Raw genomic sequence first — 25,567 nt, 5'->3', positions numbered from 1 at the left:
CCCATGGATTCGAGGTGTTTTTTTATGAGCCTGCCGCCATGTTGAAACCACTGCCCGTGATCCGGCGCCCAGCCAGGGGCGATGCATGATTTCCGGCCATCTGCTCGGCTGGAGCATTGCCGCCGTGTTGCTGTTCTGGGGCGTGGGCGCCTACAACCGGTTGGTGCGGCTGCGCTCGGAAGCGCTGCGCGCCTTCACCTTGCTCGAACCGAAGCTGCAGCGCTTCACCGAACATGTGGTGGCCGCGGCGCCGCTGCCGGCCGATGTGCAGGGTGCGGCCACGCAGTTCGCCGCCTCGCTGGCCGTGGCACGCATCAAGCCGCTGGACGCCGAGGCGATGGCGGCGCTCGGTGCCGCCTGCGCGGTGCTGCAGATGGCTTGGCGACGCGCGGCCGAGGCCGCCGATACCGCCGATACCGTCTCCGGGCCGCAGCCTTGGGCGGACATCTACCGCGAAGCCGGGATGGCCGCGCGGGAATTCACGGCCTCGGTCCTGGCCTACAACGCCGCCGTCACCCAATTCCCGGCCGCCCTGCTGGCCTGGCTGTTCGGCTTTCGCAAGGCCCAGCCGCTGGCCCTGCCGCCCGCCTGAGCGCCAAACGACGAAGGCCATCGCTTGACACACACCTGCTACATTTCGCCGACCCTGGGCCGCAGGCACTCACCCGCCGCCCATTCACAACGCCTTTTTGCTTTCCACAGGGCCCGCGCCGCGCGGGTCGCCACCACCGTTTGAACAAATCCATTCCACCCGCCGCTCACACCCCTGCTGTTGCCCCTGCTGTTGCCCCTTCTCACGCGGCTTTGACCCCGCTGTGGCGCCAGTTGCAGGCTGCGGCCAGCGTGCTGCAGGCCATCCGCGAAGGCACCTCGGCCACGCCGGCCCTGGCCGCCGTCGATGCCCCCCTCCGCCCCGGTGTGCAGGCCCTGGTGTTCCACGCGCTGCGCCATCTCGGCCGGGCCGAGGTGCTGCGCAGCCTGCTGGCCAACCGCACGCCGCCGCCCAAGGCCGACGCCTTGTTGTGCCTGGCGCTGGCCCTGGCGTGGCGCGCGGAAGACGCGCCCTACGAGCCGTTCACCCTGGTCAACCAGGCCGTGGAAGCCGCCAACCGCGGCCCGGCCAAGGCGCAGGCCTCTTTTCTGAACGCCTGCCTGCGCCGTTTCCTGCGCGAACGCGAGGAGTTGGTGGCGATCAGCGAACGTGACCCGGTGGCGGTCTGGAACCATCCGCGTTGGTGGATCCAGCGGCTGAAGAAGGAACAGCCCGAACGCTGGCAGGCCGTCTTGGCCGCGAACAACCGCCACGCGCCGATGACCTTGCGGATCAACCAAAGAAAATCCACCGTAGCGCATTTCATTGCTGCGTTGACCGCTACTAATATCGGAGCGGAAGCCGTCGGTGCTTCCGGCGTGCAACTCAACGCGCCGCATCCGGTCCAGGCCATTCCCGGCTTCGAAAGTGGCACGTTTTCCGTGCAGGACGCGGCCGCGCAACTGGCCGCACCATTGCTGCTGCGCGAGCTCGACACCCGCCAGCCGCTGCGCCTGCTCGACGCCTGCGCCGCGCCCGGCGGCAAGACCGCGCACCTGCTGGAGCTGGCCGATGCCCACGTGACCGCGCTGGACATCGACGCCCAGCGCTGCGAGCGCATCCACCAGAACCTGCAGCGCCTGGGCCTGCGGGCCGAGGTGGTGGCCGCCGACGCCGCCAACCCCGACGCCTGGTGGAACGGCCTGCCGTTCGACGGCATCCTGCTCGACGCCCCGTGCACCGCCTCGGGCATCGTGCGCCGCCATCCGGACGTGCGTTGGCTGCGCCGCGAGAGCGACATCGCGCAGCTGGCGGGCATCCAGGCCCAGCTGCTGCACCGGCTCTGGCCCCTGCTGCGGCCCGGCGGGCGCATGCTGTACTGCACCTGCTCGGTGTTCCAGGCCGAAGGCCGGGAACAGATCGAAACGTTTCTAACACGCCACACCGATGCCGTATTCAGGCCTTCTCCCGGCCATTTGATGCCCCAAAACGGGGTGGATGGGCAGACCTTCTCGGACAATGGATTGGGTGACAACGACGGTTTCTTCTACGCCCTGCTGGAAAAACGTGTGGTCTAAAAAGGCCGCGTGGCTGGCCTGCGCCTGGCTCATGGCCACGGCGATGCTGCTGGCGGCGGTCCCGGCGCGCGCGCAGGGCACGCAGATCGATGTGCAGCAGATGCAGCTCGACTGGACCGAAGGCGGCGTTTTCCTCTCGGCCAACCTCAAGTTCGACCTCAGTGCACCCGTGGAGGATGCCCTGCGCAAGGGCATTCCGATGTATTTCGTGGCCGAGGCGGAACTCTTCCGCGACCGCTGGTACTGGGCCGACCAGAAACTCAGCACCGAAGCCCGCCACATGCGGCTGTCGTTCCAGCCGTTGACGCGCCGCTGGCGGCTCAACGTGGCGCCGACACCGATCGGCAATTCCGGCCTGGGCGTCACGCTCAACCAGAGTTTCGATTCGCTTTCCGACGCGATGGCCGCGGTGCAGCGTTTCGCGCGCTGGAAGATCGCCGACGTGGCCGAGGTCGAGCCCGATTCCCGGCTGCATGTCGAATTCAGCTTCCGGCTGGACGTGTCTCAGCTGCCGCGTCCTTTCCAGATCGGCGCCGTCGGCCAATCCGACTGGAACCTGTCGGTCAACCGCAGCTTCCGCCTGGTCTTCGAAGGCGGCACCAAGTGAGCCCCGCATCCGGCTCACCGGCCGGCACGCCGCCACACGAACCGGGTTCGCGCCGCAGCCTGCAGAATTCGCGCGCGCTGCGCTGGGCCATGGGCATCGGCGCGGCGGCGGTGATTGGGGTCGGCCTGGTGCTGCTGTTCCTGCTCACGCTGTCCACCAACAACCGCGAACTCTACGAGCGCAATTACGCCCGGCTGTTCGTCATCAACATGGTCGTGGCCGGCGTGTTGCTGGCGGTGATCGCGTGGATCGCGGCGCGCCTGCTGGTCCGCCTGCGCCGTGGCAAGTTCGGCAGCCGGCTGCTGGTCAAGCTGGCGATGATCTTTGCGCTGGTGGGCCTGGCGCCCGGGCTGCTGATCTACGTGGTGTCCTACCAGTTCGTGGCGCGCTCGATCGAAAGCTGGTTCGACGTGAAGGTCGAAGGCGCACTCGATGCCGGCGTGAACCTCGGCCGCACCACGCTCGACGTGTTGTCCAACGACCTGGCCAGCAAGGCCCGCGGCGCCAGCGCCCTGCTCACCGAAACCCCCGACGCCGCGGCCGGCCTCACGCTGGAGCGCATCCGCGACCAGCTCGGCGTGAACGACGTCGTGCTGTGGAGCAACGCCGGCCAGATGATCGCCAGCGTGGGCCAGTCCAAGTTCCTGCTCAACCCCGAGCGGCCGAGCGCCCAGCAACTGCGGCAGGTGCGCGCGCAACGCGCCACTTCCGTCGTCGAGGGCTTCGACGAGACGGGCGGCACCGACGGATCATCCGCACCCAAGGCGCACATCAAGGCCATCGTGCTGGTGCCGACGTCGAACGTCGGATTGCTGGCCGAGCCGCGTTTCCTGCAGGTGGTGCAGAGCCTGCCGCCACAACTGGTGAACGACGCCCTGGCCGTGCAGGCGGCCAACCGCGAATACCAGGAACGCGCGCTGGCGCGCAACGGCTTGAAGCGCATGTACATCGGCACCCTCACGCTGAGCCTGTTCCTGGCCGTCTTCGGCGCGGTGCTGCTGGCCGTGCTGCTGGGCAACCAACTCGCACGGCCCCTGCTGCTGCTGGCCGACGGCGTGCGCCAGGTGGCCGCCGGCGACCTCACGCCCAAGGCCGTGCTGCAGGGCAAGGACGAACTCGGCGGCCTCACGCGGTCGTTCGCCGACATGACCCAGCAACTCGCCGACGCGCGCAACGCCGTCGACCTCAGCATGGCCCAGGTGGTGGCCGCGCGGGCCAACCTGCAGACCATCCTGGACAACCTCACGGCCGGCGTGATCGTGCTCGACGCCCAGGGTCGGATCGAATCGGCCAACCCCGGCGCCACCCGCATCCTGCGTGTGCCGCTGGCCGCGCACGAAGGCCGGCCGCTGGCCGGCGTGCCCGGCCTCGAAGCCTTTGCCGAACGGGTGCAGGCGCAGTTCGAGATGTTCCTCAGCGAACGCGGGCAGCATGGGTTGGACCACTGGCAGCAATCTTTCGAGCTGCATGCCACGCAGTCGCCATTTTCCCAGGATGCTATTACTTTGGTAGCTAGAGGCGCAGAACTGCCGGACGCGACAAGGCTTTTGGTGTTCGACGATATTTCCGAGATCGTGTCCGCGCAACGCTCCCAGGCCTGGGGCGAGGTGGCACGCCGGCTGGCCCATGAAATCAAGAACCCGCTCACGCCGATCCAGCTCTCGGCCGAACGGCTGGAGATGAAACTCGCCAGCAAGGTCGAAGGCACGGACCAGGCTTTGCTGAAGAAATCCGTGAAGACCATCGTCGACCAGGTCGACGCGATGAAACGGCTGGTCAACGAATTCCGCGACTATGCGCGCCTGCCCGCGGCCGAACTGAAGCCCGTGGATTTGAATGCGCTCGTATTGGACATCCTGCAGCTCTATGACGCCGACAACGCCACCGTGGCCGTGCAGACCGACCTCGCCCCGGACTGCCCGCTGATCCTGGGTGACGCCCAGCAACTGCGCCAGGTGATCCACAACCTGCTGCAGAACGCGCAGGATGCCACCGAGTCCGCACAGAAGGCCCACCCCGAAGCCGACACGCCCGCCGTGCTGCTGCGCACGCAATGGATTCCATCGGTGCAGCGCGTGCGCCTGGTGGTGCTGGACCACGGCACCGGCTTCCCCGAGCACATCCTCAAGCGCGCCTTCGAGCCGTACGTCACCACCAAGGCGCGCGGCACCGGGCTGGGCCTGGCGGTGGTGAAGAAGATCGCCGACGAACACGGCGCGCGCATCGACCTGACCAACAGAGTTACCGACGGGATCATTGAAGGCGCCCAAGTGTCGTTATCATTCGCCACCAGCCCCAATGTGGCGATCTAGCAACAAAATGCTACAGGCTACCGGCTTTCACGCTTCATTTTTCTATCGGGATCCGATTTCACATGGCAAACATATTGGTGGTCGACGACGAACTGGGGATCCGGGACCTGCTCTCGGAAATCCTGAACGACGAAGGCCATACCATCGAACTGGCTGAAAACGCTGCCCAGGCCCGCGCCGCGCGCCTGCGTGGCCGCCCCGACCTGGTCCTGCTCGACATCTGGATGCCGGACACCGACGGCGTCTCCCTGCTCAAGGAATGGTCGTCCTCCGGCGCGCTGACCATGCCCGTGATCATGATGAGCGGCCACGCCACCATCGACACCGCCGTCGAAGCCACCAAGATCGGCGCCCACTCGTTCCTCGAAAAGCCGATCACGCTGCAAAAGCTGCTCAAGGCCGTGGAACAGGCCCTGGCCCGCACGCCGGCCCGTCTGCCCGCCGCCGCGCTGGGCCGCGGCCCGGGCGCCATCGACGACCGCCAGGAAGTCGCCGACATGGCCATCGGCCAGAACAACCCGGCCATGCTCGCCATGGCCGACCTCGGCCCGCAGGCCCGCCAGGCCTTCGACCTCAACAAACCCCTGCGCGAAGCCCGCGACGGCTTCGAAAAAGCCTACTTCGAGTTCCACCTCGCCCAGGAAGGCGGCTCGATGACCCGCGTGGCCGAACAGACCGGCCTGGAACGCACCCATCTCTACCGCAAATTAAAACAGCTCGGTGTGGACCTCGGACGTGGAAAACGCGGTCTGGTTTGATATATAATTGAAGGCTCAGGCCCGGTAGCTCAGTCGGTAGAGCAGAGGATTGAAAATCCTTGTGTCGGTGGTTCGATTCCGCCCCAGGCCACCATCTTTCTTTCTCAGTAGATCCCAAGTCAGCTCACAAGTCCTTGTAAATCAAGGGCTTAGCCTGAAAAGGCGGCTCAAGCGGTGTCACTGAATCCCAGAACGTCCCGTTCTTGCGTGTACCCCTAGGTGTACCCCAGACTGATTTTTAACTTCAGTCTCTCCGGGGGTACACCATGGGACAGCTCACCGAACTCCAGATCAAAGCGGCCAATCCGCGCGGCAACGAATACCTGCTTTCTGACGGCGAAGGGCTCTACCTTCGCGTCAGGCCGAACGGCAAGGTGTGGATCTACCGGTACAAGCAGGCAGGCAAACAGGCAAAGCTCAGCTTGGGCGCCTATCCGGTAGTAGGCCTAGCCCTGGCGCGAAAGAAGGCCCGGGAAGAGGGCGAGAAACGAGCAGGCGGGATTGACCCGCGGGAGTCCCGCCGGGATCAAGCTGAGCGCGATAGGGCGGCGAAGCTCAATACATTTGAGTTGATGGCGCGAGCTTGGCACGCGCAAGCCCAGAAAGACCGTGAATGGTCCCTGAACTACGCCGAAAAGGTCATGCGGCATCTGGAGCTGCACATCTTTCCGTGGCTTGGCTCTTTGACTATGGAGGCTATCAAGCCAACCGAACTCGTGCGCTGCCTGCACCGTATCAAGGAGCGGGGCAATCTTGAGACCGCGCAACGCGTGCGAGAGGTCGTCCAGCACGCCTTCCAGTACGCAGTGGACGTCGGGGCATTGGAGCCAGCAAAGAATTTTGTGAATAGCCGGACCGGCGGCCTGCCGCCACCACGCGCGCGTCACTATCCCGCCATCACAGATCCAGGGAAACTGGGTCAACTGCTACGCGACATCCGCGGCTACAACGGCCACGTCATAACGCGCGCCGCGCTTCAGCTGTCCCCAATGCTGTTTCAGCGCCCAGGGCAATTGCGCCTCGCAGACTGGGAGGACATCGATTTCGAGAAGGCCCTGTGGCGATGCCCTCCCGAAAAGATGAAGCTACGCGAATGGATGAAGCGGGACATTCGGACGCCTGCCCACGTGGTCCCGTTGCCTACGCAAGCGATCGACATTCTCCGCGACATCTTTCCGCTTACAGGACCGGCCGGTCCCATCTTCAAAAGCATGGCGAAGCGCTCGGAGGCAAGCCGATATATGAGCGACAACACCCTAAACAGTGCTTTACGAACACTCGGCTACGACACGAGGGAGCAAATTACGGGGCACGGCTTCCGCGCCACGGCGCGAACCCTTATCCGAGAGCTGCTGGGATGGGACCGTGACGTGATTGAACGCCACCTTGCCCATGTATCAGACGAGGAACTAGGCGGCAGCTACGACCGCGCCACCTTCCTGGCCCAACGTCGTGAAATGGTTCAGCTATGGGCCAATTTGCTCGACGACCTGGCAGAAGAAAAATCAGTAACCCCGTGGATTGAGCTGCGCGGCCTCACTCCAAAACCGAGGCATGAGCCCCTAGGGGGACCGGCTGAAGCGCCCAGGCTTGCCGCGTAAGCACGCCATAGTTCTCTGGGTCATCGATCCACTGTTGCAAAGTGGCGCTAGACCACGCCGAGGCGCGACCGCCAAGATGGACGGGCGCTGGAAATCGGCCCTCGGCAACGCGGCGATAGATGGTGGACCTGCTCAGAGCCGTGATCCGCATGACATCGCGTAACCGGTAGAACGCGGGGGGAGCCTTGGAAATGCTGGGTTTGGGCAGCGACTGATGAAAGTGCATGTCGATCTCGATATGGTCCAAATGCCCAAGAATGCGTCCCATAGCGTTCCAGGCAAACTCACGGCAGCAACCCGCAGCGCAGCAGGTACAAGCTAGCGGTTCCCTTGGGTTCAGGCGTGTTCAAGTCCGCTCGAGAAACGATAGCTGCCTGCCTCAGAATCTGTTTACACTGTTACAAAATGAACAGATAGGCATGCCCGGCGTGGGAAATGCCGATTCCACGGAGGCATTTTGGTCATCACACCTCGTCATGAGAGCATTGCAGGACTGTTCGGTCCCACGAGAATCTTCAGGGTGCCGAAGTACCAGCGCCACTATGCGTGGACCGCCGAAGAGATCGATGACCTCAAGGCAGATCTTGCCGGCAGCCTGAAGGCGCGAAAGGCATCGCAGGAGCGCCCACATTTTTTCGGCGGCCTGGTGACAGTAGCCAGACCGCATGCCGGAAGCGCGACCAAGCTTGAAGTTATAGATGGACAGCAGCGCCTCGCGACGTTTGTGATCTTGGTCGCGCAAGTCATAAACGTAATGTTGGAGCTTTCTACAAAGCTTGTCGCGGATGCAGATGGCTCTTTGCGCAAATTTCTCGAAGACCGTGCAGGCACGCTGCGCGCCCAGTTCTTGCGACTGGACGACACGGTTTCCCTCAAGGTTGAGGACGTCGCCCGTCTGGAGCTCTCAAAGCCAGACTACCTATTCTTTGTGCAATTGATTCAAGGGAACAATCCCGACGACGCCGAGCGAACGTCCCACAAGCTCCTCAAGGCGGCCTACGTATCGCTTGGCAAGTACATCGCCGACCTTGTTGCCCAGGAATCAATTGATCATCAAAAAGTCACTCAGCTTGCCAATATTGCGAAAGTCTTGGAGGTCGACTGGACGGTGATCCACATGGAAACAACCACTGTCCAACATGCATACAACCTTTTCCAAGTCCTCAACGATCGCGGTGTTGGACTCACGGAAGGCGAGCTATTGCGTGCGAAGACGATGGAGGTCTTGGATGCCGTCGCAACTCAAGAGCAGCTGGATCGAATCGAAAAATGTTGGGACGACATCCTAAGTGAGGCTCCAGGCCGGGTCGAAGAAGTCTTGCGATGGATATTCGCGTCACACACTGGGAAACGGCCGGGCAAGACGACGCTCTATGATGAATTTCTTCAGCATCTCATCCCTAGCCACCCCGCTGTTCTTACGGCAAGTCAAGCTGCTAGCCTGGTAACCGCTGTCGAAAACCTCGGAAAGGACTTCAAGAAGATCGCCTTGATGTTGGACGGACAATGGCCACTGCCAGGTCATTCAACTGTCACTGCTTGGGACCGAGACCGGTTGGGGCTGCTGCTCCGCGAGTTGAAACACACGAACTGCATCCCGCTGCTGATCGCCGCCACTGCGCTGAAGCAGAAAACGTTCTCCGATATCGTTCAGATGTTGGAGCGGTTCGTCTTTCGCTATAAAAGTGTTTCGAATGCTCATATCGGACCTGCGACCAACGTTTATAACAAGCATGCGGTGGCAATTAGGGCTGCCCCATCGACATATAAAGTGACGACGCTAAGGGCAGATTTGCAACCGCTCTTGCTTACCCACGCCAGCGACAGTCGGTTCACGACCGCCCTTGGCGAATTGGAGTACTCAACCCTTGCAAGTAACAAAACGATCAAGTACTTCCTGATGACCATCGAGCACTATGCCCGCTGGTATCAGGACGGTGCGAACGGGGCTCCGGTGTGCAAAGACAAGTCTCGGGTTCTCGACTTTGCCAATACAACTCTCGAGCACATTTACCCACAAAACAGCTCGCCGAGCGATCCCCACTTAACACCGGTCGTACAGTCACTAGGCAATCTCACCATTCTCGGGCCAACAGACAATGATGCAGTAGGCAACAAGCCATTTCTACAGAAGAAGGCGGTATTTGCCAAGTCAACCATCTCACTCAATGTCCAGATTTCATCCCTAGCGGTTTGGAACGTGGCGGCCGTCAATGCCTGGAAAGAAGGACTCAAGACGATGGCTCTGAAGATATTTGTGGTCTGAACCGTCATGAAGTACGGCCATGACCAACGGATCCACGGTATCGGGCTCACCAGCGTAGAAGCTGCAGGGCTTGGCTAGTCATGAGCCTCCAGAGCATCAAGCCAAAGATCTCCTATCGATCAGACGCGGGGAACGTCGTCGATGACTTCTATGTGCCGTGCATGACCAATGCGGTGCTGTACCGTCGTGCGGTTGGATACTTCACCAGCGGGTCGTTGAGCCTCGCCGCGCGCGGCGCCGCACGGTTGATCAAGTCGGGAGGGAAAATTCAGCTGATTACCTCGCCGCAGCTGTCTGCCGAGGACACCGAAGCCATCGAGAAGGGCTACGAAAGTCGAGGTCAGCGAATTCGCAAGCTTTTCGAAACTGAGCTTGAGCAACTCCAGGATGAACTCGAACGAGAGCGATTGAATGCACTGGCCTGGCTGATTTCGATCAACGCGCTTGAGATCAAGCTGGCCCTGCGCGTCGACCCCCGCACCGGGAAGCTAGGCCGGGGCATCTATCACGAGAAAATTGGTGTCTTCGAAGACTCGTCTGGCGCGATGATCGCATTCACGGGTTCACAGAACGAAACCACTGGCGGGTTGGTCTCAAACTTTGAATCGATCGACGTGTATTGGTCATGGGATGACCCACATGGCCGTACGAGGGCGAAGGCTGCTGACTTCGATGACTTGTGGGCCGGCGCACCTGGTAATCCGGCCCTCTTGGTGGAGGACTTCACCGAGATCGCGAAAGAGGTATTGGCGAAATTTCGCCGGGACCAGCCTCCAGAATTCGATCCTGACGAAGAGCAGGTACGTCGTACCAAGCGCGGACCGCGCAGCCCGCAAATTCCCGAGACTATCCGATTGCAGGATCATCAGTTGCTCGGAATTCGCAACTGGGTAGCAGCAGGGGGAAAGGGTGTCCTGCAAATGGCCACCGGCGCGGGCAAAACAATCACCGCCCTCGCCGCGGCTGTGCGGCTTTATGAACAAATGGGGCTGCAAGCCCTTATCGTTGTCTGCCCATACAGACATCTTGTTCAGCAGTGGTGCAGGGAGGCAGAGAGCTTTGGCTTTGACCCTCTGCTGGCATTCGAGTCCATCAATCGATGGGCCGAGCGATTGACCGCACAGCTGAACGACGTGCATAGTGGAACGCGCAAATTCATGTGCGTGCTGACAACCAACAGCACCTTCTCTTCTGATTCCTTTCAAAGCCGGCTGCGGTACTTCCCTGCCACGACCTTCATTGTTGGTGATGAAGTGCATAACCTGGGTTCAGAGAACCTCGCTTCGGCTCTTCCCGAAAAAATTACTTTGAGACTGGGGCTTTCGGCCACGCCCGAACGGTGGTTCGATCTTGAGGGAACTGCTCGAATATTCAACTATTTTGGTCCGGTCATAGAGCCGAAGTTCACGCTCAAGATGGCGCTGAATAAAGGCGTACTGGTGCCTTACAGGTACGTTCCAATTCTCATTGAGCTGGACGACGACGAGCGCAAGCGGTATCTGGAGATCAGCGCCAAGATCGCGAAACTGTGGAATGCCGACGCGGAGTCAACTTCGTTGAAGTTCCAACTGCTTGAGCGAGGAAGACTGGTTGCATCTGCCCGCAACAAACTGGTGGCACTCACGCAGTTGTTCTCGTCGACCCTCCAAGGGCAAAGTCATTTTCTCGTTTACTGCGGCGACGGAACGGTGGAAACGGAAACTGACTTAGGAGTTGCGCGGCAAGTTGACGAAGCGATGCGCTTGCTGGGAAGCGATTTGGGGATGCGCGTGTCGAAGTACACGGCCGATGAGAATCTCGACCAACGCGAAGTTCTGCGCAAGGGAATCGATGATGGGACCCTGCAGGGCCTTGTCGCAATCCGTTGCCTCGATGAAGGCGTCGATATTCCCTCTATTCAGACTGCAATTATCTTGGCCAGTAGCAGCAATCCCCGGCAGTTCATCCAACGGCGGGGGCGCGTTCTTCGACGCGCCCCAGGCAAAGACGCTGCAGTCGTTTATGACATGGTCGTTGTCCCGCCCGAAGAGGGCGTCGTCGGCGAATCGGAGCGTAGCCTGCTTCGCAAAGAGCTAGTCCGATTCGTGGAGTTTGCAGATCTCGCGATCAATTCCGGTGAGGCACGCGCGAAAATCTTGCCTCTCCAAAAGAAGTTCAACCTGATGGATCTCTAAAGAGGAAAGTATGGAAGAAGAAAAAGCAATCGATCCGATGGAGCCACTGCGGCGTGACCCTGCGGAGGTGCGAGGAATAATTACCAGAGTTTTGAAGCTTGAGGCCGAGCGCCTCTATCTGGAACGTCCGCATATCAATGACGACATTCTCAGAATTATCAAGGAGGTGGTGAATGATTCTCCTAGAACTTCAGCTTAACAACTTTCGCCAGTTCTACGGACAAACGCCACCAGTCAAGTTTGCGACTGGCCAGGGTAATGTCACAGTCCTGTATGGGTCGAACGGAGCCGGTAAAACCGCTGTGCTCAACTCGTTCACATGGGCAATGTACGACTCAGTCAGCAAGGGCTTTCTCTTCGAAGACCAGATCATCAATAAGAGAGCAATTCGCGAGTCTGCGCCTGGTGCGACGATAGACGCGTGGGTGCAGATCAAGTTCGAACACTTGGGACGCCAGTACTTGTTGAAAAAGTTGGTGCAAGCGGTAAAGGGGGATGACGGGGACTTGGTATCCAAAGGCCCACCCCTTACCACCCTTATGTGGGCTGCAGAGGATGGTAAGTGGAAAGTGGAAACCAACACTGCGGATGTGATCGGAAGAGTACTTCCAAGAGACTTACACACATACTTCTTTTTTGACGGCGAACGTATCGAGCGGATCGTGCAACCCTCGGGAGAAGAACAGAACGACATCGCCAATGCGACGAAGAAGTTGCTCGGATTGGAGGTGATTGAGCGTGCGGTGCGGCATCTCGGTGCTGCGAGGAAGACGCTTGAAAAGGAGCTTGAGCAAGTGGGTGACGCCGCGACAAAGGAGATTCTCCAGCGCAAGGCCGGCATCGAAGAACAGTTGGCGAGGGTAGAGGCGCGCTCAGATCAGGCCACCAAGAACCTCGTTGGGCAACGTGAGCGACAGAAGGAACTCAAACAGCGCTTATCAAAGCTTGATGAGGTCAAGGTCGACCAACAGCGGCGCGAGCAGCTCGAGACAGACTTGGAGCGCGCAACGGACACCATGACCGCCGCAAAAAGCCAGCTGAGCGCTCTTCTGAATGCAGATGCCTACAAGGCGTTTCTGTCCGGGCCAAGTCAGAATTTCTTAGATCTGATTGAGAGTCTGCGCGCGAAGGGCGAACTACCCGCCGGGATCAAAAGGCAGTTCGTTGATGATCTGCTTGGCAAGTACACATGCATTTGTGAGCGTTCGCTAGACATGAATGAGTCGCGCAGTGCACGTGAAGCTGTGGAACGCTGGAAAGACAAAGCGGGTCTGGCGCAAGTTGAGGAAAAGGCGATCCGTATGGGGGGAGAGGTTAGACAGCTGCGAACGCAACAAGAAAACTTCTGGGATCAAAGTGATGCGCAGCAGCGAAGGATTGCGGCTGATCGCGAAGAGATCAGTCGCATTCAGACAGAGCTGGAAGACATTGGACAAAGGCTGCGGCTAAGCCCGCAGGAGGGCGTCAAGGATCTCGAAGCTCAGTTTGAGGCCACCGTAGAAGCTATTGAGCAGGCGAATCAGGAAATCGGCAGCGCGAAGAACGACCGCCGTCGCCACGAAGAAGACCTCCGTCTTATCTTGCTTGAACTGCGTAAGAGTGAGCAAAGCGAGGGTAAGCAGCAGTTGGCGCAAAGGCGCCTGCAGGCGACCTTGGACGCGATCTCGCGCCTTCAGGAATCGAGAGGCCTCTTCGAGAGCACGTTCAGGCGCACCTTGACAGAGAAGGTACGAAGCCTGTTCGCAAAGATTTCGTATACACCCTATGTCCCCGAGGTCACCGAGACCTACGCCCTTCGACTACTGGAATCCGCCGGCGGAACCGCGCTACCGGTCGCTGCCTCTCAAGGCGAGAATCAAATCCTGAGCCTCGCGTTCATCGGAGCCGTCATTGACGTCGCGAGAGATTTCACCCGTAACAAAGAGAAGTTGCCCGGACCTGAGGCGAGTACCTATCCAATTGTGATGGACTCTCCGTTTGGGAGCTTGGGATCCGCTTATCGCACCCAAGTTGCAGACAAGATCACAGCACTTGCAGATCAGGTAATCCTGATGGTCACGCCAACCCAGTGGAACGGAGAAGTTGCCAACGCTTTGGCGAGTCGAGCTGGCAAGGCATACGTAATTGAATACTGTACGACGAAGAGCGATATCCCATCAGAACTGATCGATATACGCGGTCATTCTTACCCGTTGGTCGTGAAGAGCGCCAACGAATTTGAGTATTCGATCATCCGGGAGATCAGCAATGGTTGAACGACGCATCCGCTTTGCAAGAGACAAGCAGGAGCTCATCCGAAAATTTCTTTCCGTGGACGACGGGACTGGGCCGTTCAAATTGCAGGCCGACGTAATTGCCTTCTCGGCAGCTCTGGGAGCTGCGAGAGGACGGCGGGAGCCGCTTCCGGATTCGCTTGCGGAGCCGATCCGACAGGATGTCTTTGATCGCCAGGGCTATGACACATTGATCAACCTGCTAGCTGTTCAAGCGGAGCAGTCAGCGACGATTCTGGAAGACTCCGATGAGATGATTGCCAAGCGCTCACTGGTGTTTGAAGAGTTTGCCAATGGCGGACTTTCAATCCTTGCGGAAGAAACCAAGGGGCAGGTCGACTTCAGTCAGGCCATCCTGCTCATGGTGAGCGACACAAGAAAACGAGATAGCGTTGACACGCCAACATTCGACCTCTCGAAGCTAAAAATCTGACCACTGCACGCGCGTCAGTTCGCGATGGCTTCCAGCGATTTCGCGAGCTCGACAAGCAAGTCGTCCTCCCGCCTACTAACGAGGTATGAAAGCCCCCGGTGCACATGCTGGATGAACGTCTGCCGAACAACCTCTTCGCTCACCTTTTTGCCCTCGGACAAGATTCGAACGGCCAAGAGGTTCAGGTAAAGCGCGTCTTGGCCGCCGGTTAGGGTGCGCCAATCTATTTCGATGCCTCCGCCAAAGGAGAAGGACTCGAGCGGCGGCACAGACGGGTTGGCCAGCGAGATGCATAACGCGTGTCGGCATAACGCGTTGTTGTGTTCGATTCCCGTCCGTCGCTTCAAAGTCGCCAACTGATTCTTTGCGGACGCATTTAGTCTGATTCGATCCATTACGCGAAGTTCTCGGCCGTGGTCTTGTTGATGGTGGTGGACCCGACACCATCGTCGTAATCCAGCGAATACTCAGAATTGGTGTATGGCTTCAAGGTGTCGTAAGCAATGCCGTCGACCTCCTGGTCAGTCGACAGCACGACGACTTGATGCGACACGGTCGCAAAAAAACGCTTGATCAAGGATGAACGATGCTCTTGGTCGAGCCTCGCAAGCGGGGTATCGACCACGACGGGAAATCTTCCGCCCTTTCTTTCCTTGATGAGCGCGCTGAGGACCGAGATAGCAAGGAGTTGTCGTTCTCCAGCCGAAAGCCTGTCCATCGAAAGCTCCTGGCCTTTCCCATCCTCTATGGATACCTGATAGGACACTGGATCGACCAAGACCTTTGAAACAAGATTGCGCTTCCGAAGAAGATTGCGAAACTCGTTCGTGATCATCTCCGACAGCCACTGGGCCTTGGAGGCTAGCAACTTATCCTTAAAAAGAAGCAGCGCCTTTCGGGCGCGTATGGAGGCTTCGAGTCCCTTCGCTTCCAAGGAACGATCGCGAAACTCGGTCGTGAGGCGCTCCTGTGCTCCACCCAGTCGCGCTCGCACATGGATGAGATTTGTCTGTAGTTCCTCAATGCGCGTGGTGATCGCGGCAAGCTGGGCTTCTGCAGCAGTAGCTTCCTTGGTTCGCTCCTGCAAGGATTTGAGGATAGTCGCAATCTGTTCCTCAGCCGGAATCTGCCCGATCTGCTGCTCCGCCCGATCGAGGTCTTCCCGCGTTGCAGCCAATCGATCAAGTGCTTGCCGGAGTCGCTTCTTTCCATCTTCCATCTGGCGTTCTGCCTCTTTGGGTGGAGCGTCCTGGAGTGTCGGTTGGTTGCTTGGCCGTTTTGAAGAGAATTGCTGTAGGTCCTCCGCTAGTGCTTGGCGGAAGGCATCCGTCGCATTTTTCGGGAGCTTCTGGGCCATTGCGGCAACGAGGCGCTGATCCCGTTTCTTAAATTCTTGGGCCAATAACTTGGAGTGGCGCGAATGTTGATCGGCTTCCCAGCTCTCGATATAGCGTTGCCAAAGGCTCGGCAACCACACCATGGGAAGGACAGGGTCCGAAAGTACTTCGGCCAGGGCGCTTCGAGCGGCTTCTGATTCCTTCTGGCTCACAACTACTGTGTGTCGAATGCTGGCAGCTTGCTCATAGGCGGCAAGCCCTCGCCGCTGCGCTTCGGCTGTGTACTTGCTCAGGGCACGCTGAGCCTGTTCGACTACGTTCTTCGCGGACGCCTGCGCCTGGATTGAGTTTCCAAGCTCGTTCGCGAGCGATTGCTCTTGATCTTCCCAAGAGGCAACGTTTGCTCTGGCAGATTCGAACTCGGCAGACGAGTCCTTGTTCTTCAGCATGGAGCGACGCTCCAGTGCTTTCAGATCACCCCCGAGGGCTTCAATGCCGCCGATACCCAGGAACACCTCAGTCGCCCGTCTTAGCAGATCAGGGAGTCGTTCTGGATTGGCGAGAGCCTCAATTTTTTCCCCGTCGAAGAGAAAAAGCTGGACCAGCTCGGCCGGAAGAATTGATCCGATAAATTCATCCCAGGTGTCGGAGAAAATCAGATCCTTGCTGCCGTCCTCAAAGATGCTCAAGCTCTCGATGAGGTCAGATCCCTTTCGACGCCACTCCCGGCGAACGGTCAAGGTGCGCGGCGCGCCGCCGATCTCCACCAAAACCAAAACCTCTACGGAACTGTTCCCAACGGCGTCCTTGCGTTGCATCCCAAGCATCAGCTGCTCGTACTCGGTGCGCTTCATCCCGCTGATTGCTTTATGGCCATACAGCCCGACCTGAAGCGCTGTAAGCAAGGTTGTCTTGCCACTACCGTTGAGTGCCTTCACCAGAATGACTGGACGACGGCCGGTGACACGGAGCTCGAGGGTCTGCCGCTCCTTGAAAGGACCGAGATTCTCGACCGAAATGCTTAAGATTGTTAGCTTTGCCATCGTCTACGCAACCAGTCCGTTTGTGTCTGCATCGTTGGCACCGCCAGCTTCACCCTTCTGACTTGCCAACGCGAATTGGAGTGCTTCGCCCTCATTGCGAAAGGCATAGTGATGCAGCACCTCTTCAAGGCGATCAAGATGCTTTGACCGTTTGTGGGATTCGATCGTCTGGAACTGTGTGGCAAGAAGAGATCGCGTCAGTTTGTAGAGCTCTGACGATGCATCCGGATCCACTTCCGATGCGACATCTTCCAGAAGCTTCAGGTCGTGCGCGTCTAGTGGCGATTGCTCAAGGTCCTTGCCGGGATAGGGGATGCCGAAGACACCTGCGTAGATGCTGGGGACGAAGTCTTCAATCTCCCCTTTTTCCTCTACCCACAGTCGTCTGATTTCCTCAAGCTCCTCAATTGAGATCAGCTCGATGAGATTTGACCCCTGTGCTTCGTCCGCTTTCTGGACAAGTTTCTGCGTTTCCAGCAGTTGCGTCAGAAGCAACTTGCGATGGTCTTGTGTATAAGGTCCGTGTACAAGCTCGCCGTGAAAAACAGTGAGCCTGCCATTCATCCTGCGGAAGTCGCGCAACGATCGATCCTCAATGGCGAGATGCTTGTTCCGGAAATCCAGGATGGGCTGCATCCATTGCTTTTGCTCGTCGTTCTGAATCATGGCCTGCATTGACTTGTCTTGCGTGACCATCGTGCAAACATAGCATCCGAAACGGCTGTCACCGCAGCTTGGAGTCGACGTGTCAACGACGATTGGGCACTCCGCATCTGGTGTGGCACCGCGATAAATGGCGAAGAGTTCCTGATTGTCGATACCCCAAGGATTCGGCTGCGTGATCAGATATTCCCAAACGTCATCGCTGGTCCAACTTTCGATAGGAGGATAGACCCACACCCGGGAGAGCCTCGGGTCCTTGTTTTTGCTTAGGCGAGCACGCGTGCTGCTTTTGTACTGGTCCATCACTTTGTCGCGCGCTTGGCTCTCGCCCCGCCGCTGCCCCAGAACCAAGATGGCCTCGCCATTGTTTTCGGACAACTCCTGGATGAATGTCGTCGATGCGCTGATCTTGAGTCGGTCCGTGCACCAGCGAAACTTGGGTCGCGGCGCTGGATAGCCCTTGCCGATCAGGTTGACCCAAAAGCGGTTTTCGAGGGATGGAGTGAGCTTGTGGGCAGTGATGTTCAGGCCTTGCTGCTGCGCGGAGATGTTGATCCGCTGCAACGACAAGTGCACCCAGGCTGCAATCACTGGATTCTCGACCAAAGTGTCAGTGCTGATCACGTGGATCGGCTTAACGCGCTTCTCCTGCGGCAGCGAGGCGACAGCAGACCACACCAACTGCAATGACGCAGTCGAATCCTTACCGCCGCTGTAGCCAATGATCCAGGGGATCGAGTCCGATAAATACAGTTCGCGTATCTCCGCGACGATCTCTTCAAAAGAAGTACTCATTTACTTACGTCCAGTGTTTCGACGCGGACGTCGCGAGGAGGCCCATGCCTCCTCCGCCGCGCTCTCTTCAGGTGTCAACTTGAGGCCAAGCACTCGCTTGATCTCATTGCATGTCAATGTGATGTTCTGGCCGGACTTGGCCATCGCCCCGCCGACCATCGCCCGGCCTTCCCAAGTGGTTGCATTTTTCCGGGACCAGTCGACTTCGCGCAATCGTTTGAGGCGCTTCGCCCGTTCAGTCGCCGACAACTGGTAGAGAGCGCGTCCGGCACGTCCCAATGCCTGCAGCACGATGGCGTGCGAGTGAATGAAATCGCGGCGAAGGTCGCCCGAGGTCATCTTCGATTGACGCACATACGTCCACTCCGGAATCTGTTCTCCGACCGCTTCCCAGAACTCAAGACACTTCTTGCTGGCAGACTCGAAGTCGTCGAGTTCCTTATCCGAAAGCAGTTCAGATGTTGCGAAGTTCAAAGCGCTTAGCGTGAAGAGCTTGCGAGCGCGAGGCGCAAGAGACGAGCTTTCCATCTCGATGAGATTCTTAAAGACGGGCGAAGCCAGGCTAAGGTGCCGCACCAGACTCGCAGCTGTACTCCGGTGGTCATAGAGCACGCCTAGCGAGGCCGATGGCTTGACGGCATAACGGTTGAGGTCCGCGAACATCTGCTGGCAGCGTTTCAGTCCGCGGTCCAGAAAAAACACGACAGCAATCGTTTCTTCGCCAAGCTCCGGAGCCGTTTCCAGCGCGTGAACAATCGCAGCGCGACGATGCTGACCATCGTTCACGATAAATTTTGCGTCCATCGACACGGTCAACGCACCCATGCGAAACGACGCGGGGCCTTTGTTGGCTACAGGATCGAATTGGATGGATCCGTCAATGGAAACGGTAATGGCCGAAAACGTATAGCTATCCTTGTTTTCTACGATGTAACGCGCGATGTCTGGCACGCGGGCCTTGTTGAGCGTCCGCTGCGCGCGCAACTCCGGAACAAGTTCTTCCTCGCCGAAAGAAAAGAGGCGCGGGAGCAACCGCAGAGGGCACATCGACACGTAGTACTCGCGTCCGGCCTGCACCCCCCGTATCGCGGGGAAAACATATGAGAAATTTTCTGCCATGTTTGTCGATTTTAGCAGGTTTGTTTGTGTATTTATGAACAAACGTACCGCGCCGCCGATTGTCATGCAGCTCGTTGTCGCGACGTTTGGGTCAGTCAATTACGTCGTGCGCTGAGTCACCAAGAAAGCGATCGTTTTTCATAGCCCGCCAAGCTTGAGCTCCGTCGAGCCGGCGATGCTTGATGTCATGTGCAAAGGACTGGAGCATTGAGCGCGATCGGTCATCTTCGCTTGACTGTATTGAACGTCCCTCCAGGGGACTGGCGACGCCAATCCCCGCCGCGCAAGCTTGGCGCCCCTCGATGCCGCCGAACAGGCGGCGCCTGATCGGCCAGCGCACATTGCCGAAGCGCGCTACGCGCTTGTTCACCTCCAGCTAGGCGTGCCCACGACACGCGGTGGCGCTCGCCGCGCGGCCGTGGGTCCGTCGCTTCCCTGGCCGTTGGCCGGGCATCCGTCTTTCCCTTCCCTCATCGCTGATCCCGCGACCGTAGCCGCCGAGGCCTGGCCGTCAAGGCGCGCAGGGCCGTGTCCTCGCCTTCGGCTGCGGGCCGCCCCAACCCTGCGCTTGTTTCCTTGACGGCCAGTCCCCGCCGGCCCGGTTTTTCGCGGGCGATGAACTCAGGAAAGACGGCGGCAACGGCGACCAGCCCAGGTCACTGCGCCGAACCCACCGAAGCCAACACCGGGCTCCGAATCTTGGAATCCGGCTGGGGTGGGAAACCACAGGAGAGCCGCGCATGCAGACACCGACATCTTGAACCCCCTTCCGCTTTTTTTTCTTCATTTTCAAGGTCCCGACACGGGACAGGAGTTTTCAAATATGAACACCGCTACCCTTCACGAAACCACTGCCATCGCCGCTGCTGTCGCAGCCGTCACGGCTGCGCAGGAACTGCTGCTAATTCCGCTGTCCAAGCTGCGGCCTTCCAGCCGCAACGTGCGCAAGATCGGCGGCACGTCGATTCCCGAACTGGCCGCGAGCATCACCCGTGTGGGCTTGCTGCAAAACCTCAATGTGGTGCTGGCCGCTGATGGCGAGCACTACGAGGTTGTGGCCGGTCGCCGTCGCCTCGCCGCTCTTAAGCTGCTGGTCAAGCGGCGCAAGCTCGCCAAGGACTTCGAGGTGGCCTGCCTGCTGGGGTCTGATGCAGCGGCACGCACGGTGAGCCTGACCGAGAACGTGCAGCGCGAGGCCATGCACCCGGCCGACCAGTTCGAGGCTTTCGCCGATCTGGTGGCCGAGGGACGGCCCATCGAGGACATTGCCGCCGACTTCGGCGTGACCCCGTTGGTTGTGCAGCGGCGGTTGAAGCTCGCCAACGTCTCGCCGCGCCTGCTGGCCGACTACCGGATTGATGCAGTGACGCTGGAGCAGCTGATGGCGCTTGCCATCACCGACGACCATGCGGCACAGGAAGCGGCGTTCTATGCGTCCCCGCAGTGGCAGCGCAGTCCGGAGGCGCTGCGCGATCACCTCACGCACGAGGAAATCGATGCGAACCGCGATGCGCTGGCGAAGTTCGTAGGGGTTCCGGTCTACGAGCAGGCTGGCGGCGCTGTACGGCGTGACTTGTTCGCGGATGAACAGAACGGCATCTTTCTCACGGACGCGGCCCTGCTTGAGTCGTTGGCGAAAGACCGGCTCGCGCCGATGGCCGAGCAGGTACAGGCAGAGGGCTGGGGTTGGGTGGACGTGGCCCCGCGTGCCACCTACGCCGACCTGCACCAGTTCCAGCGCATGCGCAGCAAGCGGCGCGAGCCGAGCAAGGCCGAGACCAAGCGCATCGCCAAGCTCGAAGCGCTGCAACGTAAGCTGCAAGACCGCCTCGACGACGAGAACGAGGACATGACGGACGAGCAGGCGCAGGCTGCGCAGGACGAGATGGACGGTCTGGGCAACGAACTCGAAGCCATCGAACGCACACTGGTGGTCTATCCGCCACGCACGATGGCGGCGGCGGGGGCTGTGGTGTCGCTCGACCACATGGGCGGTGTGATCGTGCATCGTGGGCTGCTGCGCGAGGAACAGGCCAAGGCGTTGCGGGAGCAGGAACGCGATGGGCACGGTACGGGTGATGCAGCCGAAAGGGGCGGCGAACAGCAGGAAGCCAAACTCACCATTTCTGAGAGGCTGGTCAAGCGTCTGAGTGCCCATCGCACCGCCGCCCTTCAGGCGGAAGTTGCTCGGCACCCGCAGGTGGCCTTGGTCGCCGTGGTGCATCGGCTTGCATTGCGCGTCATCCATGACGCGCACTACGGTTCGCCCATCAACATCACCGCCAATCCGCAGGACAGGCTGGAACGGTACGCCCCGGACCTGGCCGAGGCACCGGCTGCGGTGGGCATGCGGCAGGTGCGGGAGGCTTGGACTGAACGCCTGCCCAGCGACCCGGATGCGCTGTTCGCCGAGTTGCTGGCAATGCCACAGCAGGAACTGCTGTCGCTGCTGTCTGTGTGCGTGGGCTTCACGGTAACGGCCATCGCTTCGCGTGAGGACGAAGCCCCGGCTGCTGCGCTGGCGCAGGCAGTGGGGCTGGACATGCATGCGTGGTGGGCACCGACCGCCGCAGGCTACTTCGATCACGTTTCCAAGGCCAAGGCACTGGAAGGAGTGCAGGCCTTCGCGTCCAGCGAGGTGAACCGGCTCGGCAAGCTCAAGAAGGCGCAGATCGCCAGCGAGGCCGAGCGGCTGGCGGCGGGTACAGGCTGGCTGCCCGCGATGTTCCGCGCCCAGGAGGCAGTGGCAGTTGACGTTGCAGGCGCTGAACCGCTTGCTGAGGGGCAGGCTGATGCGGAAGCCCAAGAGGACGCGCACGCAACGGTGTGATCCTCATGAATCCCCGGCCGCGAGGCCGGGGATCGAGTAATCGGCGCGACGCGCGCGGCAGACCTGCCGCGCGCGTTTTGACTTCCGGAACGCACAAGCCCAACGCTCCCTGCGTGCCGCCCTACGCCAGCGCTCGCTGCGGTGGGTTGGGGATGCCTGCTGGTCACGGGAGCATCGAACAGCACCGATCGCCTGCAATCCAGCGCGCTGATCGAGCCTTCGACAACCCCACCCGGATACCCCATGAACCACCAAGGCGTCAGCGAGATATTCTTTGAAGAGTCATACACCGTGCCGGCCGACCAGACTGCGAAGTCGCTTTTCTCGCGGCTTCCGCACGGAAGCGGGTATGCAGAGCGACTGATCGAATGTCTTGCCACCGGGTACCTGGTTGCGGTGGTCGAATCCATTTGCATTCGTGAGATGCAGCAGCACGTCGATGCCGCAATTGAAGTGGTGGTCGGCCGTTCGATCCGTATCGAGCATCGAGGACCAATTCCGCCAGGATCGCCGCTGCGACTGCGCGGATGGCTTGAACGGCTGGGGGACCGGAGCGCGACATTCCGCGTTCAGGCCCACGATGCGCACGAGGTCGTCTGCGAAGCCACTGTCACGCTGGTGGCTGTCCAGCGGGCACAGATGGAGTCGCGCATCGCGACAAAGGTTTTGGCACTCCAATGCCCTGGAACCTAGAAATGCGCGCCCCGCCAGTGGTGGAGCGCGGACACGACGCAACTTGCTGCGCTCGAATGTCGTGCGAGCCGTCCTGAAGGAAGCGGACTAACAGTCCGCCAGACGACGGTGGCTCACAGAGAGCGTTCCGATGCGCAGCTCCTTCCGCGCCACAAATGCCGGATCCACTGGCAGCGCGGATGCGGTGGGATCGTTCCTCCTTTTCGTTGCGCGGCTGACATGGACTGGGATCGCTTCGGGGGCCGTGCCGGAAACACTGTTGCGGCGGAGACGGTGCTGGGGCCATGCGTCCTTTCGCGACAGGATCACACCCACAGCGGCCTTGTATTTGTCGTGAATCCTGGCGAGGGCACGGAGGCGCTGCACTTTGTTTCGCGCCGCCTCGGGCTTGTTCGCCGCAACCGTCCGGCCCGACAAATTTCCCCGACCTGCGGTCTTCCTCGCGAGGCAAATTTCTCGGGCCTCCCGGTCCTTCACTGCGTTGCGGCCCCTCCGCTTCGCTATGGGATGCGGCGCGCCCGGACCCTCACCCATCGGATCACGCCAAGGCCGCGATGGGCGCGACCTGGTCAACTTCAAGAGGACTTCATCATGGCCAACATCGGCACCTTCACCGCACAGAACGACAGCTACACCGGCACGGTTCGCACCCTGACGCTCAACGTCAAGGTCAAGATCGTTCCCAACGACAAGGAGAGCGAGAACGCTCCTGACTACCGAATCGTCGCCGGCAACTTCGAGATCGGCGCGGCGTGGAAGAAGCTCAGCCGGGCGGAGCGCCCCTACCTGTCGGTGACCCTGGATGATCCGTCGTTCCCGGCGACCATCTACGCCCGCCTGGTCGAAGGCGAGGACGGCGCGCACAACCTGATCTGGTCGCGCAGCAAGGGCGACTGAGCGTCGCTCTCGGCGCCCCGCCACCGGCGGGGCGCTTTTCCCCTGCGAGGCCGCTACTTCAACAGGTCGGGCAGGCAATCGGCGAAGGCGGGTTGGATCTTGCTCATGGGCTTGGCGACGGATTCGTCCCAGGTCAGGACCGCCAGTGCCATGGCGGTCATAGTGAGCAGGCCATTGGAATTGCGCAGGATCTGCAGGGCCAGGTGGACCGGGAAGCCCTCGGACTGTCGGCGCAGCGGGTGGATGCCGCCGTGCACGAACGAGTTCAGGGAATGCCAGGAGACGTCCTTGAAATGCGTCAGCATCTGATGCGCGGCCGCGGGCACGTTGGGTCCGACGCGCTTGCCGATCTGCTCGATCATCTCGCTGGCCGAGGGGAGATTCTTCGCGGCCTGTTCGCTCTGCAGGGTCAGCGGTGCGCTGAGCTTCTCGATGGCCAGATCGCTGGCTGCATATTGCAGCCACATGGCGCGGGTCAGGGCCTCGAACTGAAGTCGCACCAGGCCGACTGCCGACGTGGCCAATCCCATCGCCATCAAGGCGCGCAGGCTGAGCCCATGCTCGAGCGCCACGGAGCACATGCCGAAGGCAGCCTCGCCACGAGGTGAGGGATCGAAATCGGCGCCGTCGAGCAGGTGCAGCAGGGCTTCGTGCAGCTGGTCGGAACGACGGAGCATGATTTCCAGGGGATCGTCCGAGGTTCCTTGTTGAGCAGCTTCCATGCTGACATCGTATTCGCTCGGTGCTGCTGTTGAGCGACAGCAGATCTGCGCAGGCAGGCAACTGCCTAGCGGCTTTGCGGATGTTCCCAAATGAGTAAACCCGTATCTGCGTCTACTCGCCGATCCGCTTTCCTGGCTTTGCGGTTCCACGGTTCAACGGCGATTCGTGAAGGCGGCTTTGCGCTTCAGAGGGTTTGTTGAATGCCGGATCGCTGGCTCTACGACTCTCCACATATCCGTCATCCAGCCCAAGCGTTCTTGTGCGTCTCCGGCGATGCCGGCCGCGCTGTCGTGCTGCGCATCGAGCCGCCGGTGGCGTCTCGCCCCTTCGGGCTTTCATCGCTGACGCCTTCGCGCCTGTCGGCGCTGCGCACTGCGTTTGCAGGAGCAGGGGCGAGGGGAGGGCTGGCTTGCTGTTCCCTGTACCGTATCACGCCGTTCTCACCGTCAAGGTCTGCGCGTGCTGTGCACGCTGGCGGCCTTGCGGCCGTCTGTCGAACCCTGACGGCTGCGCTGCGCCGTGCTGCTTCCGGTCTCGGGCAATCCCGCCCTGAATCCTTCCAAGGAGAAGACCATGACTAAGCTCATTACCGATGAACAACGCGCGCTGCTGCTGGCCAACGGCCGGCAGTCCCTCGAACAGGAAAACTTCGATCCCGCCCCGGTGGTCAAGCTGTTTACCCCGGACGCCGGGGCGACCTGGCTGCTGACCGAGATCGACCCGGACGACCACGACCATGCGTTCGGGCTTTGCGACCTCGGACTGGGGTTTCCCGAACTGGGGTGGGTGAGTCTTGCAGAGGTCACCACCGTGCGCGGCCGGTTGGGCCTGCCCGTTGAACGGGACCTGCATTTCGAGGCACAGAAACGCTTGAGCGCGTATGCGCGAGAGGCGCGTGTCGCCGGGCGCATCGTGGTCTAGCCGCGGTTCATTG

At 60.3% G+C, this 25,567-nt stretch carries 21 protein-coding genes and 1 tRNA gene; 16 read left to right on the top strand and 6 right to left on the bottom strand.

Features of this window, described 5'->3' with window-relative positions; translation table 11 throughout:
• Positions 1-85: 85 nt before the first annotated feature.
• The 7 genes from RD110_RS03695 (at position 86) to RD110_RS03665 (ending at position 7,387) form a co-directional block, all read left to right on the top strand.
• Positions 86-592 (top strand): LemA family protein, encoded by a 507-nt coding sequence (locus tag RD110_RS03695; protein ID WP_076196805.1) that lies wholly within the window; start codon positions 86-88, stop codon positions 590-592.
• A 212-nt stretch (positions 593-804) separates the two neighbouring features.
• A complete protein-coding gene (rsmB, locus tag RD110_RS03690; protein ID WP_076196803.1) occupies positions 805-2,109 on the top strand; it encodes a 16S rRNA (cytosine(967)-C(5))-methyltransferase RsmB in 1,305 nt (434 codons plus the stop codon).
• Positions 2,099-2,716 carry a DUF4390 domain-containing protein gene (locus RD110_RS03685; RefSeq protein ID WP_239467164.1) on the top strand — a complete coding sequence of 206 codons (618 nt, stop codon included), beginning with the start codon at positions 2,099-2,101 and terminating at the stop codon, positions 2,714-2,716. The genes rsmB and RD110_RS03685 overlap by 11 nt, the downstream gene beginning before the upstream one ends.
• On the top strand, positions 2,713-5,028 hold the full coding sequence (locus RD110_RS03680; protein ID WP_076196799.1) for a sensor histidine kinase: 2,316 nt from the start codon (positions 2,713-2,715) through the stop codon (positions 5,026-5,028). Before RD110_RS03685 ends, RD110_RS03680 begins: the two co-directional genes overlap by 4 nt.
• A 62-nt stretch (positions 5,029-5,090) precedes the next feature.
• A complete protein-coding gene (locus RD110_RS03675; protein ID WP_076196797.1) occupies positions 5,091-5,786 on the top strand; it encodes a response regulator in 696 nt (231 codons plus the stop codon).
• A gap of 18 nt (positions 5,787-5,804) precedes the next feature.
• Positions 5,805-5,880: transfer RNA gene (locus RD110_RS03670), tRNA-Phe, on the top strand.
• Positions 5,881-6,052: 172 nt separating this feature from the next.
• Positions 6,053-7,387, top strand: a complete 1,335-nt coding sequence (locus RD110_RS03665) for a tyrosine-type recombinase/integrase (protein WP_076196795.1) — start codon at positions 6,053-6,055, stop codon at positions 7,385-7,387.
• On the opposite strand, the gene RD110_RS03660 is transcribed toward RD110_RS03665, so the two are convergent.
• A complete protein-coding gene (locus RD110_RS03660; RefSeq protein WP_239467249.1) occupies positions 7,323-7,538 on the bottom strand; it encodes a helix-turn-helix transcriptional regulator in 216 nt (71 codons plus the stop codon). The genes RD110_RS03665 and RD110_RS03660 overlap by 65 nt on opposite strands.
• Before the next feature lie 369 nt (positions 7,539-7,907).
• On the opposite strand from RD110_RS03660, the gene RD110_RS03655 reads away from it, so the two are divergent.
• The 5 genes from RD110_RS03655 (at position 7,908) to RD110_RS03635 (ending at position 14,533) form a co-directional block, all read left to right on the top strand.
• On the top strand, positions 7,908-9,653 hold the full coding sequence (locus RD110_RS03655; RefSeq protein ID WP_157900050.1) for a DUF262 domain-containing protein: 1,746 nt from the start codon (positions 7,908-7,910) through the stop codon (positions 9,651-9,653).
• An 80-nt stretch (positions 9,654-9,733) separates the two neighbouring features.
• Complete coding sequence (locus RD110_RS03650; RefSeq protein ID WP_076196793.1) at positions 9,734-11,827, top strand: DEAD/DEAH box helicase family protein; 2,094 nt, start codon at positions 9,734-9,736, stop codon at positions 11,825-11,827.
• A 10-nt stretch (positions 11,828-11,837) separates the two neighbouring features.
• The gene (locus RD110_RS03645; RefSeq protein WP_076196791.1) at positions 11,838-12,026 is read left to right on the top strand and encodes a hypothetical protein; all 189 of its coding nucleotides are present in this window, start codon (positions 11,838-11,840) and stop codon (positions 12,024-12,026) included.
• Complete coding sequence (locus RD110_RS03640) at positions 12,001-14,082, top strand: AAA family ATPase (RefSeq protein WP_076196789.1); 2,082 nt, start codon at positions 12,001-12,003, stop codon at positions 14,080-14,082. The genes RD110_RS03645 and RD110_RS03640 overlap by 26 nt, the downstream gene beginning before the upstream one ends.
• Positions 14,075-14,533, top strand: coding sequence for a DNA phosphorothioation-associated protein 4 (locus tag RD110_RS03635; protein ID WP_076196787.1), 459 nt, complete (start codon positions 14,075-14,077; stop codon positions 14,531-14,533). Before RD110_RS03640 ends, RD110_RS03635 begins: the two co-directional genes overlap by 8 nt.
• Positions 14,534-14,547: 14 nt before the next feature.
• Here RD110_RS03635 and dndE read toward each other — a convergent pair whose 3' ends face one another.
• The 4 genes from dndE to dndB are packed head-to-tail and all read right to left on the bottom strand — an operon-like array spanning position 14,548 to position 19,490.
• Positions 14,548-14,928 carry a DNA sulfur modification protein DndE gene (gene dndE, locus RD110_RS03630; RefSeq protein WP_076196785.1) on the bottom strand — a complete coding sequence of 127 codons (381 nt, stop codon included), beginning with the start codon at positions 14,926-14,928 and terminating at the stop codon, positions 14,548-14,550.
• Complete coding sequence (dndD, locus tag RD110_RS03625) at positions 14,928-16,913, bottom strand: DNA sulfur modification protein DndD (protein ID WP_076196783.1); 1,986 nt, start codon at positions 16,911-16,913, stop codon at positions 14,928-14,930. The genes dndE and dndD overlap by 1 nt, the downstream gene beginning before the upstream one ends.
• 3 nt (positions 16,914-16,916) lie before the next feature.
• Positions 16,917-18,371, bottom strand: a complete 1,455-nt coding sequence (gene dndC / locus RD110_RS03620) for a DNA phosphorothioation system sulfurtransferase DndC (protein WP_076196781.1) — start codon at positions 18,369-18,371, stop codon at positions 16,917-16,919.
• A complete protein-coding gene (gene dndB / locus RD110_RS03615; protein WP_076196779.1) occupies positions 18,372-19,490 on the bottom strand; it encodes a DNA sulfur modification protein DndB in 1,119 nt (372 codons plus the stop codon).
• A gap of 823 nt (positions 19,491-20,313) precedes the next feature.
• Between dndB and RD110_RS03610 the strand changes: the two genes are divergently transcribed.
• From RD110_RS03610 to RD110_RS03600, 3 genes are all read left to right on the top strand, one after another.
• On the top strand, positions 20,314-22,320 hold the full coding sequence (locus RD110_RS03610) for a ParB/RepB/Spo0J family partition protein (RefSeq protein WP_076196777.1): 2,007 nt from the start codon (positions 20,314-20,316) through the stop codon (positions 22,318-22,320).
• A gap of 243 nt (positions 22,321-22,563) precedes the next feature.
• Positions 22,564-23,013: a thioesterase family protein gene (locus RD110_RS03605; protein WP_076196775.1), complete on the top strand. Its 450-nt coding sequence runs from the start codon at positions 22,564-22,566 to the stop codon at positions 23,011-23,013.
• Between the two features lie 591 nt (positions 23,014-23,604).
• The gene (locus RD110_RS03600) at positions 23,605-23,910 is read left to right on the top strand and encodes a DUF736 domain-containing protein (RefSeq protein WP_076196773.1); all 306 of its coding nucleotides are present in this window, start codon (positions 23,605-23,607) and stop codon (positions 23,908-23,910) included.
• A gap of 53 nt (positions 23,911-23,963) precedes the next feature.
• Here RD110_RS03600 and RD110_RS03595 read toward each other — a convergent pair whose 3' ends face one another.
• The gene (locus RD110_RS03595) at positions 23,964-24,587 is read right to left on the bottom strand and encodes a DUF6988 family protein (protein WP_239467163.1); all 624 of its coding nucleotides are present in this window, start codon (positions 24,585-24,587) and stop codon (positions 23,964-23,966) included.
• A gap of 619 nt (positions 24,588-25,206) precedes the next feature.
• Here RD110_RS03595 and RD110_RS03590 point away from each other — a divergent pair.
• On the top strand, positions 25,207-25,554 hold the full coding sequence (locus RD110_RS03590; RefSeq protein WP_076196769.1) for a DUF2958 domain-containing protein: 348 nt from the start codon (positions 25,207-25,209) through the stop codon (positions 25,552-25,554).
• The last annotated feature ends 13 nt before the right edge of the window (positions 25,555-25,567 follow it).

The sequence above is a fragment of the Rhodoferax koreense genome (assembly GCF_001955695.1).
GTDB classification, from domain to species: domain Bacteria; phylum Pseudomonadota; class Gammaproteobacteria; order Burkholderiales; family Burkholderiaceae_C; genus Rhodoferax_B; species Rhodoferax_B koreensis.
This window is presented reverse-complemented; position numbering and strand designations above follow the sequence as displayed.

Bases quoted from the DNA above. Each gene is read 5' to 3' on its own strand.
- RD110_RS03695 (WP_076196805.1), top strand. From the start codon at position 86: ATGATTTCCGGCCATCTGCTCGGCTGGAGCATTGCCGCCGTGTTGCTG.
- RD110_RS03675 (WP_076196797.1), top strand. From the start codon at position 5,091: ATGGCAAACATATTGGTGGTCGACGACGAACTGGGGATCCGGGACCTG.
- RD110_RS03665 (WP_076196795.1), top strand. From the start codon at position 6,053: ATGGGACAGCTCACCGAACTCCAGATCAAAGCGGCCAATCCGCGCGGC.
- RD110_RS03660 (WP_239467249.1), bottom strand. From the start codon at position 7,538: ATGCGGATCACGGCTCTGAGCAGGTCCACCATCTATCGCCGCGTTGCC.
- RD110_RS03650 (WP_076196793.1), top strand. From the start codon at position 9,734: ATGAGCCTCCAGAGCATCAAGCCAAAGATCTCCTATCGATCAGACGCG.
- RD110_RS03645 (WP_076196791.1), top strand. From the start codon at position 11,838: ATGGAAGAAGAAAAAGCAATCGATCCGATGGAGCCACTGCGGCGTGAC.
- RD110_RS03640 (WP_076196789.1), top strand. From the start codon at position 12,001: ATGATTCTCCTAGAACTTCAGCTTAACAACTTTCGCCAGTTCTACGGA.
- RD110_RS03635 (WP_076196787.1), top strand. From the start codon at position 14,075: ATGGTTGAACGACGCATCCGCTTTGCAAGAGACAAGCAGGAGCTCATC.
- dndE (WP_076196785.1), bottom strand. From the start codon at position 14,928: ATGGATCGAATCAGACTAAATGCGTCCGCAAAGAATCAGTTGGCGACT.
- dndD (WP_076196783.1), bottom strand. From the start codon at position 16,913: ATGGCAAAGCTAACAATCTTAAGCATTTCGGTCGAGAATCTCGGTCCT.
- dndC (WP_076196781.1), bottom strand. From the start codon at position 18,371: ATGAGTACTTCTTTTGAAGAGATCGTCGCGGAGATACGCGAACTGTAT.
- dndB (WP_076196779.1), bottom strand. From the start codon at position 19,490: ATGGCAGAAAATTTCTCATATGTTTTCCCCGCGATACGGGGGGTGCAG.
- RD110_RS03610 (WP_076196777.1), top strand. From the start codon at position 20,314: ATGAACACCGCTACCCTTCACGAAACCACTGCCATCGCCGCTGCTGTC.
- RD110_RS03605 (WP_076196775.1), top strand. From the start codon at position 22,564: ATGAACCACCAAGGCGTCAGCGAGATATTCTTTGAAGAGTCATACACC.
- RD110_RS03600 (WP_076196773.1), top strand. From the start codon at position 23,605: ATGGCCAACATCGGCACCTTCACCGCACAGAACGACAGCTACACCGGC.
- RD110_RS03595 (WP_239467163.1), bottom strand. From the start codon at position 24,587: ATGCTCCGTCGTTCCGACCAGCTGCACGAAGCCCTGCTGCACCTGCTC.
- RD110_RS03590 (WP_076196769.1), top strand. From the start codon at position 25,207: ATGACTAAGCTCATTACCGATGAACAACGCGCGCTGCTGCTGGCCAAC.